This is a genomic window from Parasphingorhabdus sp. NYA22, assembly GCF_976973735.1.
On the sequence record NZ_OZ333477.1, the window covers coordinates 88251 to 106648 of the forward strand.

An 18398-nucleotide genomic window follows, 5' to 3' on the forward strand; every position below is an offset into this window, starting at 1 on the left:
GTCCCTTTTTTGTGTTCAAAGTCGGGCCAGAATAGACGATTTTAAAGTCTTTTCAATTGGTAGCCGGTTCTGACAAACATTCGAAGGCATGGCCTAATCTCGATTATGTTTTGTCGTGCAAAAAGTCAGCAACATTTCGAAGTCGGAATTTAATTTGACGACAGCTTCGCCCTCGAAACAATGTGCACGCATCCTCAAACCGGCACCGCCGTCTCATATTTGATCCGCTCCATCGCGAAGCTCGCCGACACATCGGACAAAGGCACCGCCTTGATCAGTTTCTTGTACACCCGGTCATAGTCGGCGACATCGCGGACCAGCAGTTTGAGCATATAGTCGACCTCTCCCGCCATCCGGTAGAATTCGACCACCTCTTCGATCGAAGAGGCGGCGGCGGCGAATTTCTCCAGCCATTTGTCGCTATGATCACTGGTGCGGACGGCGACGAACACGGTCATCGACAGGCCGACCGCTTCCGGGTCGACGATCGCCACCCGGCGGGCGATGATCCCGTCCGCCTCCATCCGCTTGATCCGCCGCCAGCAGGCATTGGTCGAAAGGCTGAGCTGCGCCGCGAGATTTTCCAGCGACAGGCTGGCATCGCGCTGCAAGGCTTTCAGAATATTCCGGTCATTTTCATCAATATTTTTTATTTCTTTGGCCATAAGTAGATTATTATCACATAAATCTCGCGATACTACCAATAAATGACAAGGATTTCCCGCACGGCTGGCTTCATATGTGAAGACAGATGATGACAGGGGATGTTACAATGCTGGATTTTGTAGGCCGGGAACGCGAAGACAAGTTGCAGTCGCTCTCGGCTCTGATCGGCAACACGCCGGTGATCAAGATTCTGGCGCGCTGCGAGGGACAGGATGTCACCGTCTACGCCAAGGCGGAAATGTATAACCTCTCCGGCAGCATCAAGGACCGGATGGCGCTGGCGATCTTGCAGGATGCGATGCAGCGCGGCGATCTGCTGCCCGGCCAGACGATTGTCGAGGCGACCAGCGGCAATAGCGGCATATCCTTTGCCGCTATCGGTTGTGCGCTTGGCCATCCCGTCACCATTTTCATGCCCGACTGGGTCAGCGCCGAACGGCGGACGCTGCTCGCTGTCTATGGCGCAGATGTCCGACTGATCTCACGCGAAGAAGGCGGCTTTCTCGGTTGCCTGGCCGCTGCCGAGAAACTGGGCGCGCAGGGCGCCTATATGCCGCGCCAGTTTTCCAACCCGGTCAACGCAGGCGAACATGCCGAAGGAACGGGGCCCGAGCTCTGGCAGCAGGTGACCGCTGACGGCGGAGAGCTGGGCGGCTTTGTCGCTGGCGTCGGCACCGGCGGAACGGTGATGGGCATGGGGCGCTATCTCAAAGGCCGCGACCCGAACATTGCCGTGCATCCGGTCGAGCCGATCGAATCACCCACCCTTTCGGTCGGCCATAAATGCGGCCAGCACCGGGTGCAGGGCCTTTCGGATGAATTCATCCCCGCCATCCTCAACCTGTCCGAGTTGGACAATGTGATTGGCGTGCATGACGGTGACGCGATCCTGATGGCGCAGCGGCTGATACGGCAATTCGGCCTCGGCGTCGGCATTTCCAGCGGCATCAATCTGGTCGCCGCGATCCGCGTGGCACTACAGCAACCACTCGCCAGCGACGGAACCGGCAAGGCCGTCGCGACAATCTTCGCCGACAGCAACAGCAAATATCTGTCCACCGATCTGGCGAAGGCAGAACCCTGCCGGGATTGTTATCTAACCCCGAAAATCGAATTGCTGGATATGCAGACTATCCGCTGAGCGTCGCGATATTGCGCTCGTCAGCGGTGACCACATCGACCGCGAGACCGATCAGGTCCGTATCTTCCGGCGCATCAGGCAGCACGCCGATCGCGGGCAGGCCCTGCTCGTCTTCCAGCCAGACACTGGCCGCGCCGCGGCTGGCCTTGCCATAAGGCATGGCATAGCTTTTGATCACTGCCTTGCCGTTGAAATAATGGTCAGCTTTGACATGGTCCGGCTTCGAAATCCGCACCGGTTCTGCGATCCGGTCCGGTGACCAGCCGCCAGCGACCGGCTGTGCCGCGTAAATACCCACAGATTCCTTGTTGATCACCCCGCCATTGGCGGAGATCATGCCGGGCTTGCTGCCATCCTTGCGCAATGCCTGGACCAGAGCGACCATACCGTGCGCGCTGTAGCTGTTGCCGGGACCGCCAAAGAAGCTGAGCCCACCGGTCAGCGTATAGGAAGCCAGCGACCGGTCCGGCGAACCGAGCGCGTCCATCGCCAGCGAGACCGCCACCGGGAAACAGCTGTAAATATCAATCGGCCCGAGATCCCCGGCTTCCACTTCCGCCAGTTCCAGCGCCTTGGGGAAAGCCACCTGCATCGCCGGCGAAACCGACAGATCGTCCTGCAGGCTCATCAACGGCACGCTCGCGTCGGCACCGCTGTGCAGATAGGTCATCTTGTCTTCGGATATGCCGAGTTCGGCAGCATGGCCGGCCGTGGTCAATATCACCGCCGCGCCCAGTTCGACCGCATCCTGCGCCACCATCCAGCGGCGGAAGGGATCGTTGAGCCGGTAATTGCCATGGTCATCGGCCAGCAATTCCTCCGCCGTCCATTGCCGCGCGAATTGCGCATGTTCGCGGGTCAGCGAGACGCTGGAAAAGGCTGACCACAGTTCGGCCATGCTCTGCGCATAGCTGTCGCGATCCATGCCGAGCCGCGCGCGCCGGGCATTTTCGACAATCCCGTAAGCCATCGGCATATTGATAATGCCCTGCCGCCATTCATAGGCGGTGAGCATCTTGTCTTCGGTCGTGATCAGGTCGGTCATATCGCGGGTCGCCGGCTGATTCCAGTCCAGCTTGTGACCGCTGCGCCGCGCCCGTTTGACGGTGCCCATATTCTCTGCGCTGGACAGAACCACCGCTTTATATTCACCGGCGTGAACCTGACAGGCCAGCTTGTTGAGATGCTTCTGCGGGCTCTGGCCACCGACATCACCATAGAGCAGGTGCGCGGGGTTGAGGCCGGAGGCCGTGGCGACCGCTTCCGGATGATTCTCCGGCGAACCGAAGTCATGCGGCAGGCCGCTATCATGAAACAGTCGAATCGACAGCAGGCAGTCAATGGACGCCGCGAGCTTTTTGGCTGCGCCGCTATCGGCAAGCGCCTGCTTGACCGCCGCTGACGCAAGATCAACCGTCGAGGGCCATTCAAGCCCCTGCGATTCTTTCAGTTTCCGCCCGCTTGTTTCGCCAACGCCGATCAGGACCGGCGCCTTCTTGTCTGCCAAAGCCAATGGTAATTCCCTCAAAATAAACAGTTCATCAATCGATTAAACATGATAACAGACGGGGTAATCAATGCACCTAATAATTTGAGGACTAGTGAATGAGCGGATGGCCAGAGCTGAAATGGGACACGGAACCAACAGGACCCCTGAAGGGTTTGAAAATCGTCGACATGTCTACCGTCGTCCTTGGTCCTTTCGCCACTCTCAATTTTGCCGACATGGGCGCGGACGTCATCAAGATCGAAAATGGCGAGGGCAAGTTTGGCGGCGACATGATGCGCCATGCCGGTGACAATCCGACCGGCGACCTTGGCCCGATATTCACCTCGCTCAACCGCAACAAGAAATCGATCACGCTCAACGGCAAGAACGATAATGACAAGGCGGTGATCCTTGAACTGCTGAAACATGCCGACGTATTTTTCCACAATGTCCGGCTGGCCGGCATGGAACGCCTCGGTTTGGACTATGAAAGCATCAAGGCAATCAACCCCGGCATCGTCTATGTCCATTGCGCCGGTTTCGGTCAGGGTGGCGAATATGAGAAACGCCAGGCCTATGACGACCTCATCCAGTGTGCATCCGGCTTTGCCAGCCTGTTCGAAATGCGCGGCGACAGCGGGCGCCCCCTCTACATGCCGTCGCTGGTCGCCGACAAGACCATCGGCCTGTTCGCGGTCAACGCCACGCTCGCGGCAATGTACCACAAGGAAAAGACCGGCGAAGGACAATTTGTCCAGGTGCCGATGTTCGAGGCCTTTACCTGGTTCAACATGGTCGAAAATCTCTGGGGCGAGACCTTCATCCCCGGCAATGGCAAGCTTGCCTATACCCGCTCGATCAACAAGAACCGCAAACCCTATCCGACCAAGGACGGCTATATCGGCCTGGTGCCTTATAATGATGCGCAGTGGCGGAAGTTTTTCGAACTCGGCGGCAAGCCCGGCGTCTTTGATGAACCACGCTTTGCCGACTATTCGCAACGCACCAAGAACATCACGGCCCTCTATGCCCTGATCGAGGAAATTGCCGCGACCAAGACCACCGAAGAATGGCTGCCGCTACTCGACGAGCATAATATTCCGGCGATGCGCTATAATAGAATGGAGGATGTGCTGACCGATCCCCATTTGCAGCAAGTGGGTTTCTGGCAGGAACGCGAAGGCGAGAAAATCGGCAAATATCGGACGATCACGCACCCCGTCCATTATTCCGCCAGCCCGGCAAATATCTATGCCGACCCACCGACTCTGGGCGCGGACAATGACGAAATACGCGGCGCGCTTGGTATGCCCGCCAACGACGAATGATAATGATAAAACAGGACGAGGTTTGAACCATGAATTTTGATTTTTCCGACGACCAGAAATTTCTCCGCGATGAAGCGCGCAAATTTCTGGAAGCCCAGTGCACCACCGCGCAAGTCCGCGAAGTGCTGGATGATGACAGCAAGAGCCACAATGAAGGCGTCTGGAAACAGATTGTCGAAATGGGCTGGCTCGGTGCAGCCATTCCCGAAGAATATGGCGGGCTTGGCCTCGGCATGCTCGAGCTTTGCGTGATTGCGGAAGAACTGGGCCGCGTTCTGGCACCGGTTCCGTTTGGATCATCAGCCTATTTCTTTGCCGAAGCGCTGAAGCTGGCGGGTAGCGAAGAACAGAAACTGGCGTTGCTGCCGAAAGTGGCCGACGGCAACCTGGTCGGCTGTATCGCGATCAGCGAAGGGCCGGGCGAAATCAAGGCCGGCAATATTGCAACGCGGCTGAAGGACGGCACGATCTCGGGCAAGAAAATCCCGGTAACCGATGGCGACATTGCCACCCATGCAATTGTGCTGGTGAAAGACGGCAGTGGCGAGAGCCTGGTGATTGTCGATCTCAACCAGAGCGGCGTATCACGGACACCGATCAAGACGCTCGAACCCACACGTAGCCATGCAACGATCAGCTTTGACGGCGCAGCGGCGGAATTGCTCGGCGAAGCGAGCAATGGCATGGCGCTGCTCGACCAGATCAACGACCGCGCAGCGGTGCTGATCGCCTTTGAACAATTGGGCGGCGCATCACGCTGTCTCGAGATGGCCAACGCCTATGCCAAGGAACGGGTCGCATTCGGCCGCGCCATTGGTGGCAATCAGGCTATAAAGCACAAGCTGGCCGACATGTATGTGAAGAATGAAGTCGCGCGCTCCAACGCTTATTATGGCGCTTGGGCTTTATCGAGCAACGCAGCGGAACTGCCCGAAGCAGCAGCCGCGGCACGGGTCGCGGCATCGGAAGCTTTCTGGTTTGCCTCGAAGGAAAATATCCAGACCCACGGCGGCATGGGCTTCACCTGGGAGGTGGACTGCCACCTCTTTTACCGTCGCGCCAAATTGCTTGCCGTCCAGGCGGGCAGCCCTCCGGTCTGGAAAGAGAAGCTGGTCAGTGCGCTCGAAGCGAAAAATGACTGAATCTTGGGCCCATGCGTGGGTCAAAAAAGTGAAGGAATAGAATATGGATTTCAACGACACACCAGAAGAAGCAGAATTTCGCGCCGAGGCGCATGCATTTCTCTCGCAACATCTAAAGGCCAAAACGCCGGGTGCCCTGCGCTCCGGTGGCCGCGAGGATTTTCTTGCCCGCGCCAAGGCCTGGCAGAAGACCAAGGCGGAAGGCAGCTTTGCGCAAATCACCTGGCCCAAGGAAATGGGCGGTCGCGGCGGTACCGTGATGCAGCAGGTAATCTGGGGACAGGAAGAAGCCAAATTCGACGCGCCGACCGGTCCCTTTGCGATCGGTCTTGGCATGTGCGTCCCGACCGTCATTGCCTTCGGATCGGACGAGCATAAGAAACGCTATGTCCAGAAAGCGCTGATGGGCGAAGAAGTCTGGTGCCAGCTTTTCTCCGAACCGGCAGCCGGGTCGGACGTTGCCGGTCTCAAGACAAAAGCGGTCAAAGATGGTGACGAATGGGTCATAAATGGACAGAAAGTGTGGACTTCCGGTGCGCATTATTCCGATTATGGTATACTTTTGGTCCGCACCGATCCCAATGTGCCCAAGCACAAGGGCCTGACCATGTTCATTGTCGACATGAAGCAAAAGGGCGTCGATGTCCGGCCGATCCATCAGGCGTCGGGCGGCAGCGAGTTTAACGAAGTCTATTTCACCGACGTCCGCATTCCCGACAGCGACCGGCTCGGCGAGCCCGGGATGGGCTGGAAAGTCGCGCTGGTGACATTGATGAACGAGCGGCTCGCGGTTGGTGGTTCACCGGGTCCCGACTGGAAGGAAATCATGGATTATGCGCGGTCCGCCGGCACATTGTCCGATCAGGCCTTCCGTGCAAAACTGGCCGACTGGTATGTCGCGGCGCAGGGTTACAAGCTGACCAAATTCCGCACCCAGACCGCCCTGTCGCGTGGCGAAACGCCGGGTCCGGAAAATGCCATCGGCAAGATCATCAACGCCAACCATCTGCAGGATATCTGCAACAGCGCGATCGAGATGCAGGACCATTTCGGCATCATTGCCGACAAGGACGAGGCGCCCTCCGATGCGATATTCCAGGAAAGCTTCATGTGGGCGCCCGGTCTGCGTATCGCCGGCGGCACCGATGAAATCCTGAAGAATATCATCGCCGAGCGGGTCCTTGGTCTGCCGCAGGATGTGCGGGTCGACAAGGACAAAACCTTCGCGGAAATGAACTAGGAACCAGATGATGACCGAACAACCCGTCCATGTCGTCGCCAATTTCACCGTGCAGGACGCGGCGAAATATCGTGAATATGAAAAGGGATTTTTCCCGATTCTGAAAAAACATGGCGGGGAGTTCATCACTTATGATGACGGCAGCGTCACCTTCGAAGGCGCGGTGCCCCCCGAAGGCCGGGTGGTGATGTTCAAATTCCCGGACGAGGCAGCCGCCACGGCCTGGTATAATGATCCGGATTATCAGGCCCTGTCCGAACATCGCCGCGCCGGAACAACACTGCAATTCCTGACCATGGTGCACAGCATTCCGCCGCGCAATTAGGCGGCGGTCATAAATCCGCTTGGAGCGGACGCAGAAAAACTTGCGTGATCGGTTCGGTTGCAAATGCTACCGCTTGTCCAAAGCAACAACGGCCAATCCAAAAAGGAATGATCCCATGACCGACAATCTGCCCGATTACACGCCACCGAAAGTCTGGAAATGGGACAAAGCCAATGGCGGCCGCTTTGCCAATATCAACCGCCCGATTGCCGGTCCGACCAAGGACGTGGAACTGCCGGTCGGCGAGCATCCGCTGCAGCTCTATTCGATGGCGACGCCCAATGGCGTGAAGGTCACCGTGATGCTCGAGGAGCTGCTCGCACTGGGTCACAAGGGCGCGGAATATGACGCCTATTTCATCAATATCGGCGAAGGTGACCAGTTCGGCAGCGGCTTTGTCGATATCAATCCGAATAGCAAGATCCCGGCGCTGATGGATCACAGCACCGACACGCCGACTCGTCTGTTCGAATCCGGCTCGATGCTGCTCTATCTTGCCGAGAAATTCGGCGCATTCCTCCCCAAAGATCACAACAAGCGCACCGAAGCGCTGAACTGGCTGTTCTGGCAAATGGGCAGCGCGCCTTATCTCGGCGGCGGCTTTGGCCATTTCTACGCCTATGCGCCAGTGAAGATCGAATATTGCATCGACCGCTTTGCCATGGAGGTGAAACGCCAACTCGACGTGCTCGACCGCCATCTCGCCGACAATGAATATATGGCTGGCGACGAATATAGCATCGCCGATATGGCGATCTGGCCCTGGTATGGCGCGCTGGTCAAGAATGTCGTCTATGAAGCCTCGGAATTTCTCGACACCGCGTCCTACAAGAATATGAACCGCTGGACCGATATGATCGGCGAGCGGCCTGCCGTACAACGCGGCAAGATGGTCAACCGCGCCTGGGGTGAGCTCGAAGGCCAGCTACGTGAACGCCATGACGCCAGCGATTTCGAACTACGCACGCAGGACAAGCTGGAACCGGAAGGTGAAGCGGCGGAGTAAGCGATTCTAAGGAAGTTCAGTTGATCCAATGATATCAGGATGGACGGTATTAAGGTGCTCAAGGAGTATCTTTGCTTCAGCGACCAGTTCTTCATCAAATTTCGCTAGCTGCTGCTCAAAGGGCAATTCGTTATAGTACCAGGTTGACCCACCCATATCTTGAGAATCCTGAAATTCCCGATACCATGTGAACAGGTATTCCAGACCTAACTCCTGACCAGCATATCTTGTCGGGTCATCAACGTTCCGGTTGGGGTGACAAACAAGCGCCTCAGAGAGAGGCCGACCACCACTATCATAGTGGTCGCGATGCAAATCATCTAGCGCAGCCATACCAGCCATTGGAGATATCCGATTGTTGACTATCGCATCCAAGTAGATGTGGACGGATTTCAGAAGCGATGTCTCGGCATTAGGGAAACGGACACCCAGCTCTCTTAATGCGGCATCAAATATAAGCCCAGCATCACTCAGTTCAGATGGTTTATCCAGTGCCAGCACCGCTAGTTCGGAGGAGCCGCTATCCAGACCTTGGTCCAGCCAAAAACCCGCGAGCGCCGCCATGTCATCAGCGTTCAAAAGTTTTTGCTTTCTGAGTGCAGCTGCTTGGTCAGGAGAAACAAATTCTAGATCTAGGCTACCGAATTTTCTTTTCGTAATAGCCTCAAGTTTCTTGGCAAGATTCGAAGAGTCCCGATTATTCATTAGAAATCAAAAAAATCAAGCTACGGAATCGACGTCTTCGCTGCCAATTTCTTTTAAGGCGGCTTTGATCTTGGGCATCAGCTGCGGGAACTGGTCATCGACAATCAGGGTGCCGTCCTTGCCGACCGAAACCGCGATATTGCCGCCCAGCCCGAACAGGACATAGAGGCCTTCGGCCACTTTCTCGGTCTTGATCCCGGCCTTGTCAAAATCCCAGCCGAACGCTTTATAGATTTGATCCGGGCTCATCACCGGACCGTGCCCGTCGGATTCCGCCGCTTTGCTGCCATGGGCGAGCGCCGGCGAAGCGATCGCGAGTGATAAAGCCAGTCCGAATAGTCCAACAGCCTTGGTCATGCGATCGTCCCCCGTTCGAGTGATTATTACTTCAATATCCCCGCCATGATCAAATCGACCGTCTGCTCGCGATAAGCGTCGCGCATCCGCTCGTCGAAATCTTCGCGGCCATAGCAATATTTCCAGACCAGCTTGCCGGTAAAGAAACGATCGGCCGCGCCAGTGACGGCAGAATAAAAGAGATCGGGATCAACATCACGGAACACACCCGACTTGATGCCTTCGCCAATAAATATCTTATAGGCTCCGGAAAGCGGTTTCAGATATTTGTCGGCAATTTTGCGCGCACCTTCTGGTGGCAGTTCCCGGATCAACCGCATGGTCAAGCGGTTGAGATACGGAAATTCATAATAGGTATCGATCACCGCGCCGATATGGTGGCGCAGCTTGTCTTCCGGCGGCCAGTCCTTTTTGATCAGCAAGCCGACCTGGACCAGGATATTATCCATATCACGCTCGAGAATCGCCTCGAGCAGGCCATCCTTGTTACCGAAATAATATTTGACCAACGCGCTGTTGAGACCGGACAGAACAGATAGTTCGCTGAAGGAGATATCGATCGTGTCGCCTTTGCGCATGATCTGGCTCGCGGTTTCGATCAGCTTGTCCCGCGCCCCTGCTTCACTCTCCTTGGCCCCCATTTTATCGGCTGGCATTCGTCTTCCCCTTTGACGCACTATGTCACTAATCTGTCACTTATAAACAGGTTCTTCCCACCATGGAAAGCTGTCTGGCAAGTCGCTCGACACTTTATCCGGATAGTTGGGACTGCGCTTCTCCAGAAAGCTTGTGATACCCTCTTTTGCGTCGGCTGATTTCGCCCGGTTATAGATGATCCGGCTGTCGACTTTATGCGCTTCCATCGGGTGTTCGGCGGCGGGCAATTGCCACAGCATCTGCCGGGTGACGGCGATCGATACAGGCGCCGTATTGTCGACAATCTCGCGCGCCAATGCATAAGCGGCAGGCAGCAGGTCTTCCGGTTTATGCAGCGACCGGACAAGACCGCCCTTAAGCGCTTCTTCGGCGTCAAAAACGCGACCGGTCAGGCACCATTCCAGCGCCTGTGCTCGCCCGACCAGATTGGGCAGGAACCAGCTGGCCGCCCCATCGGGCGCAATCCCGCGCCGGGCGAAGACAAAGCCGAAGCGCGCGGTCTCGCTGGCTAGCCGCATATCCATCGGTAACAACATGGTCGCGCCGACGCCGACGGCAACGCCGTTAATGGCACCGATCACCGGTTTCAGGCACTGATAGATACGCAGGATCAGCAGGCCGCCGCCGTCGCGGACGCGGGGATCGGAATAATCCTCTACCGGCTCTTCGCTGGCAAAAGGTTTCTTGCCATCTTCCGGAGTCAGATCGGCACCGGCACAAAAGGCGCGGTCGCCGGCTCCGGTAACCACCACCGCCCGCACGTCGTCATCGGCGTCGATCCGATCGAAGGCGTCGGTCATTTCCCTGATCATCGTTCCGGTGAAGGCGTTCATCTTTTCCGGCCGGTTGATCGTGATCGTCGCGATATTGTCGGCGACGTCATAGAGGATCTGCGTATAGTCGGTCATGAACTTCTCCATCAGATACAAAAAGGGCCGCGAGTTTCTCGCAGCCCCCTTATTTTCTCAGTCTAGCGCGGTGCCATCCGGATGGCGCCATCGAGACGGACATCCTCGCCGTTGAAATATTGCGTCTCGATCATGCACATGGCGAGCGCGGCATATTCATCCGGCTGACCCAGCCGCGGCGGATGCGGCACCATGGCACCAAGCGCATCGCGCACATTTTGCGGCGCACCGGCGAGCAGCGGGGTATCGAATATGCCGGGCAATATGGTGTTGAGGCGAATGCCTTCGCGGGAAAGGTCGCGCGCGATCGGCAAGGTCATGCCGACAACGCCGCCCTTGGACGCGGAATAGGCTGCCTGGCCGATCTGGCCGTCTTCGGCTGCCACCGATGCGGTATTGACCATTGCTCCACGATCGCCGTCGGCGAGCGGATCAAGCGTCAGCATGCCGGCCGCCGATTTGGCGATGCAGCGGAAGGTGCCGACCAGGTTCACCTGAATGACAAAATTGAAGGCATCCATCGGAAAATGCTTGATCGATCCGTCTTCCTTGGAGCGGCTGACGGTCTTGATCGCGTTGCCGATACCAGCGCAGTTTACAAGAATGCGTTCCTGACCGTTGGCGGCGCGTGCTTTTTCAAAGCCGGCGTCGACACTGTCGTCTTCGGTGACGTTGACCTTGCAGAAAACGCCGCCGAGTTCGGCCGCCAGCGCTTCGCCTTTTTCTTCATTGAGGTCGAACAAGGCGACCTTGACGCCTTTGGCAGCAAGACGGCGGGCGGTAGCCGCGCCGAGGCCGGAAGCGCCACCGGTAATGACGGCTGAAGTGTTGCTATTGAGTTCCATAATCTTCTCTTTCTTCTATCGGTCGTCATCCTGAACCCGGTTCAGGATGACGATAATATCCATTAACCGAGGCGCTCGATGATCGTGACGTTCGCTTGGCCACCGCCTTCGCACATCGTTTGCAGACCATATTTCGATCCGCGAGCTTCCATAGCATTGAGCAAGGTTGCCATCAATTTGCTGCCCGATGCGCCGAGCGGGTGGCCCAGAGCGATTGCGCCGCCGTTGACGTTGAGCTTGCTGCGATCCGCACCGACATGCTTGAGCCATGCGAGCGGAACAGGAGCGAAGGCTTCGTTTACTTCGTAAAGATCGATATCGCCAATGTTCATGCCGGCGCGCTGCAGAGCGCGATCGGTCGCGAACAGTGGTTCTTCGAGCATGATCACCGGGTCACCGGCGGTTACGGTCATATTCACGATCCGGGCGCGCGGGGTCAGGCCATGGTCTTTCAGCGCCTGTTCGGAACAGACCAGAACCGCGCTCGATCCGTCGCAAATCTGGCTGGCATTGGCAGCAGTGATTGCGCCGCCTTCCTGCAGCAGCTTCACAGCGCCGATGCTTTCCTTGGTAGCGTCGAAGCGAATGCCTTCGTCGACCTTATGCTGTTCTTTGCCTTCAGCGGTTTCGATCTCGATCGCGATGATTTCTTTATCAAAAGCACCGGATTCGACGGCCTTGATCGCCTTGTGGTGGCTTTCCAGAGCGAACTGATCAAGATCATCACGGGTGAAGCCGTGCTTCTTGACCATCATTTCAGCGCCCATGAACTGGCTGAACTGAATGCCAGGATAGGCTGCCTGAAGCCCTTCCGACATATTGGTTCCAAGGCCGGCGTCCTTGAACAATTTAAAGGTCGAACCCATTGGTACGCGGGTCATGCTTTCGATGCCGTGCGCCAGAACCATATCCTGGGTACCGGACATAACGCCCTGTGCCGCAAATTGAATGGCCTGTTGCGAAGAGCCGCACTGGCGATCGATCGAAACCGAAGGAATGCTGTCGGGCAGGTTGGATGCGAGAACCGCGTTGCGGCCAACATCGCCACTCTGCTCGCCGCCCTGCATGACGCAGCCGGTGATCACGTCTTCGATAGCACTGGTATCAAAATCATTGCGGTCGGCAATGGCATTAAGCGTGGCAGCGCCCAGATCTACAGGGTGAACACCGGCCAAACGACCGCCGCGACGGCCACCAGCGGTACGAACCGCGTCAACAATATAGGCTTCTGCCATAATCTTATTCCTTTGATTGGTTGAGAGTCGAGAATTTAACTGAACGGTTAAACCGCACCAGCGCTACCGTCAAATGAAAAAGCCGATCATCACAATAGTGATAATCGGCTTTTTCGAATCCATGTCCGCCCGATCAGGCAGGCACATTGTCTTTCTTCACCGTGATTACCTGCGGATAGGTGAATTCGAGCAGGCCTTCCTTGCCATATTCGGCGCCGAAGCCGGACTGCTTATGTCCGCCAAATGGCGCGAACGGAGAAAGGTGTAGGAATTCATTGACCCAGACGGTACCGGTTTCAAGCTGCTCGGCAACACGAACGCCTTCATCGGGATTGGCTGTCCAGACCGCACCGGCCAGACCATATTCACTGTCATTGGCGCGGGCGATGGCTTCTTCCGTGGTGCTGAATTTCATCAGCGGCATGACCGGACCGAATTGCTCTTCGGCAACAATCCGCGCATTTTCCGGCGGGTTGTCGAGGATCGTGATCGGGACATAATAGCCGGGGATACTGTCGTCCTGTGCATCTCCGCCAACAAGGAATTTATAGTCATTATCCTTGGCGTCCTGGATTAGTTCCAGCACCCGCTCATATTGCTTCTTGTTCTGGATCGGACCAACCGCAGTGCCCTGTTGCGCGCCGTCGCCGACTTTCACATTCTTGGCGAATTCCGCAATTGCCGCGCTCAGCTCGTCATAAATATCTTCGTGGATATAGATACGTTTCGCAGCGACACAGATTTGGCCAGCATTGGTGAAGCTCGACCAGAACAATTGCTCGGCAACCTTTTCGACATTGGCGTCGGGCAGAACGATCGAGGCGTCATTGCCGCCCAGTTCCAGCGTGATCCGCTTGAGATCCTTGGATGCGCCTTCCATGATCTTCTTGCCGGTCGCGGTCGATCCGGTGAAGGTGATCTTGTCGATGTCGGGGTGCGAGGTCATCAACGGCCCCAGACTATCTTCACCAGTGATGATATTGACGACACCCGGAGGGGCGACATCCTTGATCAGTTCAGCAAGGCGCAAAGTGGTCAATGGCGTGAACGGCGAAGGTTTCAGCACGATCGTGCAACCGGACAACAGAGCCGGGGCGATTTTCTGCACCGCCATCATCACCGGGAAGTTCCAAGGCACGATACCGGCAACGACACCAACCGGCACGCGGCGGGTGCGGCTCAGACGCTCGTCGCTATCCTCGTTAATCTCGTCTTCCAGATCCAGCGTCGCCTGCGAACCCGCCATATAGGCAGCGCCCATGATTTCGCCCTGCGCCTGTGCGTGCGGCTTGCCCTGCTCAGCCGTCAGCAAACGGAACAATTCATCATTATTTTCGTTGATCACGGCAGCAATCGCCTGAACCACCTTGCGGCGTTCGTCGATCGGCTTCTTCGACCACGTCTTGAATGCAGCGCGGGCTGCGGCGACCGCCTGATTGAGTTCGGCTTCGCCGCAGGCGGGCACTTGGCCGATCACTTCTTCATTGGCCGGATTGACGACGTCAAGCATGTCCGTCGTGCCTACCATCTCGCCGTTGATCAAATTCTTATATTGGGTAACCATCTCGCTCTCCTTTGGGGTCTGCCGTTCCGTTCTATTTGAGTCACTTATACTGCATTACAAGGCCGCACGCGTCATTCATTTTGATAGACTATAGCGTATCGGCAGGGTCTTGAGCCCGCCGACAAAAGTCGATTTGGCGCGCACCGGTTCGCCGGCCAGTTCGAGCGTATCGATCCGGTCGAGCAGCTCGTTGAACAAAATCTTCATTTCCATCCTTGCCATGTGCAGCCCGAGGCATTGATGCGATCCCGCCCCGAACGCTATATGGCGGTTCGGTGAGCGGCTCGCGTCAAATTTGCGCGGATCGGGAAACACGCTTTCGTCGTGATTGGCGGCGATATAGCTGATCATCAACCAGTCATCCTTGGCGATCTTCTGTCCGCCCAGTTCGGTATCTTCGGCAGCGGTGCGCATGAAATGCTGTACCGGAGTCGTCCAGCGGATCGCTTCCTCGACAATCCCGGGCAACAGATCGCGGTCGGCTTTCAGACGGGCGAATTGTTCGGGATCCTGAGCCAGCGCCATCATCGCCCCGGCAGTCGAGGCCGAGGTCGTGTCATGACCGGCGGCGGCCAGGATGATATAATAGCCCGCCATATCGCGGTCGCTGAGATGCTCGCCGTCGACTTTTGCGTTCGCGATCACGCTTGCCACATCGTCGGTGGGATTCGCGCGTTTTTCTGCTGTAAGCTTGGCAAAATAAGCTTCGAAGTCGGCGACAGCACCGACCACCAGCTGCATGATCTGCTCCGGCGTCATATTTGCCATGCCGGATTTGTTGAGATCTTCATCCTGCCCGCCGAACATCTGCTGGGTTAGGAACAGCATCCGCTGCTCGTCCGCTTCCGGTACGCCCAAAATCTGCATCACCACGTGGAGCGGATAAGGCGCAGACACCAAAGGCACAAAATCCGCCTCGCCGCCTGCGTCGACCAGCCGGTCGACCGTGGCTTTGGCGAGCGCTCTAATCTCGTCTTCCATCTTGCCGAGATTTTTCGGCATGAACCAGTCTTGCGTCAGCCGACGATATTTCGGGTGGGTGGGCGCATCGAGAGCGACCAGCGAACGGACCAGATTGGGATCGCCGCCGGTGATCGATTTGACAAAAGCGCCACTGTTCTTGTCGCTGAACGTGGTGCTGCGCGGACTGTTGAGGAACAGCTTGTTATCCTTGCTGATCCGCATGACATCATCATAGCTTGTGACCAGCCAGAAGGGATCGTGGATCTCGTCATTGACCACGCGCACAACGGGTGTTTCGTTACGGAGCTTGTCAAACCGGTCGAGCAATCCATCCCAGTCGACATAATTGGCGGGATCGATAATCGCCTGCGCATCCGCGCCGGTCAAAATGGCTTCTGCTTGCGTTGCCATCAGACTGTCCCGCTTTGCTGCTTGCTCCAATATTCGTCCCGCAACAGACGCTTGTAAAGCTTGCCGGTAGCATGGCGCGGCAGTTCAGGACGGAAGTCGATCTGCCGCGGAATTTTAACGCCGGAGAGCGACTGCCGGAGATAGGCTTCAAGCTCCTGAGCAAGTTCCTCTCCTGCGTCTGCCATATCCATCGGCTGCACGATGGCGACGACTCGCTCGCCCATATCCTCGTCCGGCGCACCGATGACGGCGGCATCCGCAACCTTATGATGGCTGACCAGCAGATTTTCGATTTCCTGAGGGTAGATATTCACGCCACCCGAAATGATCATGAAACTCTTGCGATCGGTCAGATAGAGAAAGCCGTCCTCGTCAAGCTTTCCGACATCACCGAGCGAGGTCCAGCCACGGGCATGGGTTGCGCCTTCGGTTTTCTCCGGATCATTATGATATTCAAACTTTGCACCGCCTTCGAAATAGATCTGGCCTTCTTCGCCGATCGGTACTTCCTCACCATGTTCGTCGCAAATATGGACCACGCAATTGATCGGCTGTCCGACCGACCCCTTATGCGCCAGCCAGCCTTCGCTGTTGCAGAAGACAAAGCCGTTGCCTTCGGTGCCGGCATAATATTCGTTGAGTACCGGCCCCCACCATTTGATCATCGCTTCCTTGATCGGAACCGGTACCGGGGCAGCAGCATGAATCGCGCTCTTGATCGAGGACACATCATATTTGGCGCGAATTTCCTCCGGCAATTTCAGCATCCGGACAAAATGGGTCGGGACAAACTGCCCGGCATCGCAGCGATATTTTTCAATCAGCCGCAAAGCCTGTTCCGGATCGAATTTTTCCATGACAACACTTGTGCCACCCATCGCCTGCACCGCAAGGTTCCAGCGCAACGGAGCCGCATGATAGAGCGGCGCGGGAGACAGATAGACGCAATCCTTGTGCAGGCCGAAAATCATCTCGGCCAGCGCGCCAAGGGCGTTGCGCCCGGCAATATTTTCATCCTCCGGCAGCGGCAGCCTTATACCCTTGGGCGTGCCGGTGGTCCCTGACGAATAGAGCATGTCGATGCCGGCGCGCTCGTCGGCGATCGCTGTGACGGGCATTGATTCGAGCGCCGCCTCCATGTTCCGATCGTCTTCGGCACCGAACACCAGCTGGCTTATTTCGGGGTTGAGAGCTTTTACCTGATCGAGAACCGGCAGCATCTGCTTCGAACCGATCAGCATCTTCGCGCCGGAATCCTTCAGAATATAGCTGACCTCATCGGCGGTCAGGCGGCTGGAAATGGCGACCTGGATCAGGCCGGAGCGCTGCGAGCCCCATGTCACGGGGAAGAATTGCGGATGGTTTTCCATGCAGATCGCTACCGTATCGCCGATCTGCAGACCGCGGGACCGATAAAACTGGGCTATCTGGTTGGAGCGCTTGTCGAGTTCACCATAAGTGATGACTTCGCCGGACCCGGCCATGATGACGGCCGGCTTGTCGGGATTTTCCTGGGCGTGCAGATAGGGATGCATAGGTTGGCGCTCTCCAATTGACCGATCAGACATTATGCCGATTCGCAATTGCAACACCATGGTTTAATCGTGCAGTTAAATCAATCGATAGTCACACCGGCTGACGATAGAAAACAATGATAACCCTTAATTCTCTACATAAATATCCACCGGGACGGCCAGATCGGCAAACACCCGGCCGATCGGCGCCATGCTGGTCGCGCCTTGTTCGATTTCGGATTCGAGCACGGTCTGGTTGGCGGCGCCCTTGAGCAGGACTATCACGGTGCGCGCTTCACAAATCGCTGCCTTGGTAAGCGTGACAAGCGGCGTGTCACCATCATCGGGGAGCAAGCCAACCACCAGTTTTTCCGGCGGGCCGTCAAGCGCCTCTTCCATATCCGCGCTTTCCATGATCCCGGCGGTGCTGCCGCCGTCACCCATGCCAAGCCAGACCAGATCCGCAGGCCATTTCGTGTCCCGCAGCCGCGCATCGGCAGCCGCACCAGCCATATGATAGTCCTCATGATCCGGCGCCAATGGCAGCACCCGTGCGCCGCGAGTCAGAAACAGACTCGCCAGCTTCTTCGCATGGCTGCGCGGATCATCGAGCGGCACCAGCAAATCATCGGTCGGGATGATCGTGACATATTTCCATTTGATCGGCTTTTCCGCCAGGGCCTCGAGTATCGGCATGGCTTCCTCGCTGGCGGGCAGCGCCAGAAGCGCATCACCGCGCGCGTCGAGAGCGCTCTCGATGATGAACTGGATATCACCGGCGACCGCCTCGACCATCTCGTCGCGGTCATCAAAATCCCACCATTCCAGCATGGACTCTTCCTCTTCCGGAATATCATCCATGTCGAAATCTTCTAATGCATCTTCGAGTTTGCTCATTTTTC

The 18398-nt window shown here is 56.9% G+C and carries 18 protein-coding genes; 6 read left to right on the plus strand and 12 right to left on the minus strand.

Going from position 1 to position 18398, the window contains the following annotated elements:
* Positions 1–194: 194 nt before the first annotated feature.
* Positions 195–665 (minus strand): Lrp/AsnC family transcriptional regulator, encoded by a 471-nt coding sequence (locus ACWFTY_RS00405; RefSeq protein WP_447525430.1) that lies wholly within the window; start codon positions 663–665, stop codon positions 195–197.
* Between the two features lie 107 nt (positions 666–772).
* Here ACWFTY_RS00405 and ACWFTY_RS00410 point away from each other — a divergent pair, with 107 nt between their 5' ends.
* The gene (locus tag ACWFTY_RS00410) at positions 773–1807 is read left to right on the plus strand and encodes a PLP-dependent cysteine synthase family protein (protein WP_447525431.1); all 1035 of its coding nucleotides are present in this window, start codon (positions 773–775) and stop codon (positions 1805–1807) included.
* Here the strand turns inward: ACWFTY_RS00410 and ACWFTY_RS00415 are convergent.
* Entirely contained in the window at positions 1797–3320 is a 1524-nt protein-coding gene (locus ACWFTY_RS00415; RefSeq protein ID WP_447525432.1) for a hypothetical protein, read from the minus strand. The genes ACWFTY_RS00410 and ACWFTY_RS00415 overlap by 11 nt on opposite strands.
* 92 nt (positions 3321–3412) lie before the next feature.
* On the opposite strand from ACWFTY_RS00415, the gene ACWFTY_RS00420 reads away from it, so the two are divergent.
* The 5 genes from ACWFTY_RS00420 to yghU all read left to right on the plus strand — a co-directional run bounded on the left by ACWFTY_RS00420 (position 3413) and on the right by yghU (position 8337).
* The gene (locus ACWFTY_RS00420) at positions 3413–4624 is read left to right on the plus strand and encodes a CaiB/BaiF CoA transferase family protein (protein ID WP_447525433.1); all 1212 of its coding nucleotides are present in this window, start codon (positions 3413–3415) and stop codon (positions 4622–4624) included.
* A gap of 29 nt (positions 4625–4653) precedes the next feature.
* Complete coding sequence (locus tag ACWFTY_RS00425; protein WP_447525434.1) at positions 4654–5766, plus strand: acyl-CoA dehydrogenase family protein; 1113 nt, start codon at positions 4654–4656, stop codon at positions 5764–5766.
* Positions 5767–5809: 43 nt separating this feature from the next.
* Entirely contained in the window at positions 5810–7006 is a 1197-nt protein-coding gene (locus ACWFTY_RS00430; RefSeq protein WP_447525435.1) for an acyl-CoA dehydrogenase family protein, read from the plus strand.
* A gap of 10 nt (positions 7007–7016) precedes the next feature.
* Complete coding sequence (locus ACWFTY_RS00435; RefSeq protein WP_447525436.1) at positions 7017–7331, plus strand: DUF1330 domain-containing protein; 315 nt, start codon at positions 7017–7019, stop codon at positions 7329–7331.
* 115 nt (positions 7332–7446) lie between these two features.
* Positions 7447–8337, plus strand: coding sequence for a glutathione-dependent disulfide-bond oxidoreductase (gene yghU / locus ACWFTY_RS00440; RefSeq protein WP_447525437.1), 891 nt, complete (start codon positions 7447–7449; stop codon positions 8335–8337).
* A gap of 6 nt (positions 8338–8343) precedes the next feature.
* Here yghU and ACWFTY_RS00445 read toward each other — a convergent pair whose 3' ends face one another.
* The 10 genes from ACWFTY_RS00445 to ACWFTY_RS00490 all read right to left on the minus strand — a co-directional run bounded on the left by ACWFTY_RS00445 (position 8344) and on the right by ACWFTY_RS00490 (position 18393).
* Positions 8344–9042, minus strand: a complete 699-nt coding sequence (locus tag ACWFTY_RS00445; protein ID WP_447525438.1) for a hypothetical protein — start codon at positions 9040–9042, stop codon at positions 8344–8346.
* 15 nt (positions 9043–9057) lie between these two features.
* Entirely contained in the window at positions 9058–9399 is a 342-nt protein-coding gene (locus tag ACWFTY_RS00450) for a hypothetical protein (protein WP_447525439.1), read from the minus strand.
* Between the two features lie 26 nt (positions 9400–9425).
* Positions 9426–10055: a TetR family transcriptional regulator gene (locus ACWFTY_RS00455; RefSeq protein ID WP_447525440.1), complete on the minus strand. Its 630-nt coding sequence runs from the start codon at positions 10053–10055 to the stop codon at positions 9426–9428.
* A gap of 36 nt (positions 10056–10091) precedes the next feature.
* Entirely contained in the window at positions 10092–10964 is an 873-nt protein-coding gene (locus ACWFTY_RS00460; protein ID WP_447525441.1) for a crotonase/enoyl-CoA hydratase family protein, read from the minus strand.
* Positions 10965–11026: 62 nt separating this feature from the next.
* Entirely contained in the window at positions 11027–11809 is a 783-nt protein-coding gene (locus tag ACWFTY_RS00465) for an SDR family NAD(P)-dependent oxidoreductase (RefSeq protein ID WP_447525442.1), read from the minus strand.
* A gap of 62 nt (positions 11810–11871) precedes the next feature.
* Positions 11872–13044 carry an acetyl-CoA C-acetyltransferase gene (locus ACWFTY_RS00470; protein ID WP_447525443.1) on the minus strand — a complete coding sequence of 391 codons (1173 nt, stop codon included), beginning with the start codon at positions 13042–13044 and terminating at the stop codon, positions 11872–11874.
* 133 nt (positions 13045–13177) lie between these two features.
* Entirely contained in the window at positions 13178–14608 is a 1431-nt protein-coding gene (locus ACWFTY_RS00475; RefSeq protein WP_447525444.1) for an aldehyde dehydrogenase family protein, read from the minus strand.
* Positions 14609–14683: 75 nt separating this feature from the next.
* Complete coding sequence (locus ACWFTY_RS00480; RefSeq protein ID WP_447525445.1) at positions 14684–15982, minus strand: cytochrome P450; 1299 nt, start codon at positions 15980–15982, stop codon at positions 14684–14686.
* Positions 15982–17550 (minus strand): acyl-CoA synthetase, encoded by a 1569-nt coding sequence (locus ACWFTY_RS00485; protein ID WP_447525446.1) that lies wholly within the window; start codon positions 17548–17550, stop codon positions 15982–15984. The genes ACWFTY_RS00480 and ACWFTY_RS00485 overlap by 1 nt, the downstream gene beginning before the upstream one ends.
* Positions 17551–17643: 93 nt before the next feature.
* Positions 17644–18393, minus strand: coding sequence for a 6-phosphogluconolactonase (locus tag ACWFTY_RS00490; RefSeq protein ID WP_447525447.1), 750 nt, complete (start codon positions 18391–18393; stop codon positions 17644–17646).
* Positions 18394–18398: the final 5 nt, after the last annotated feature.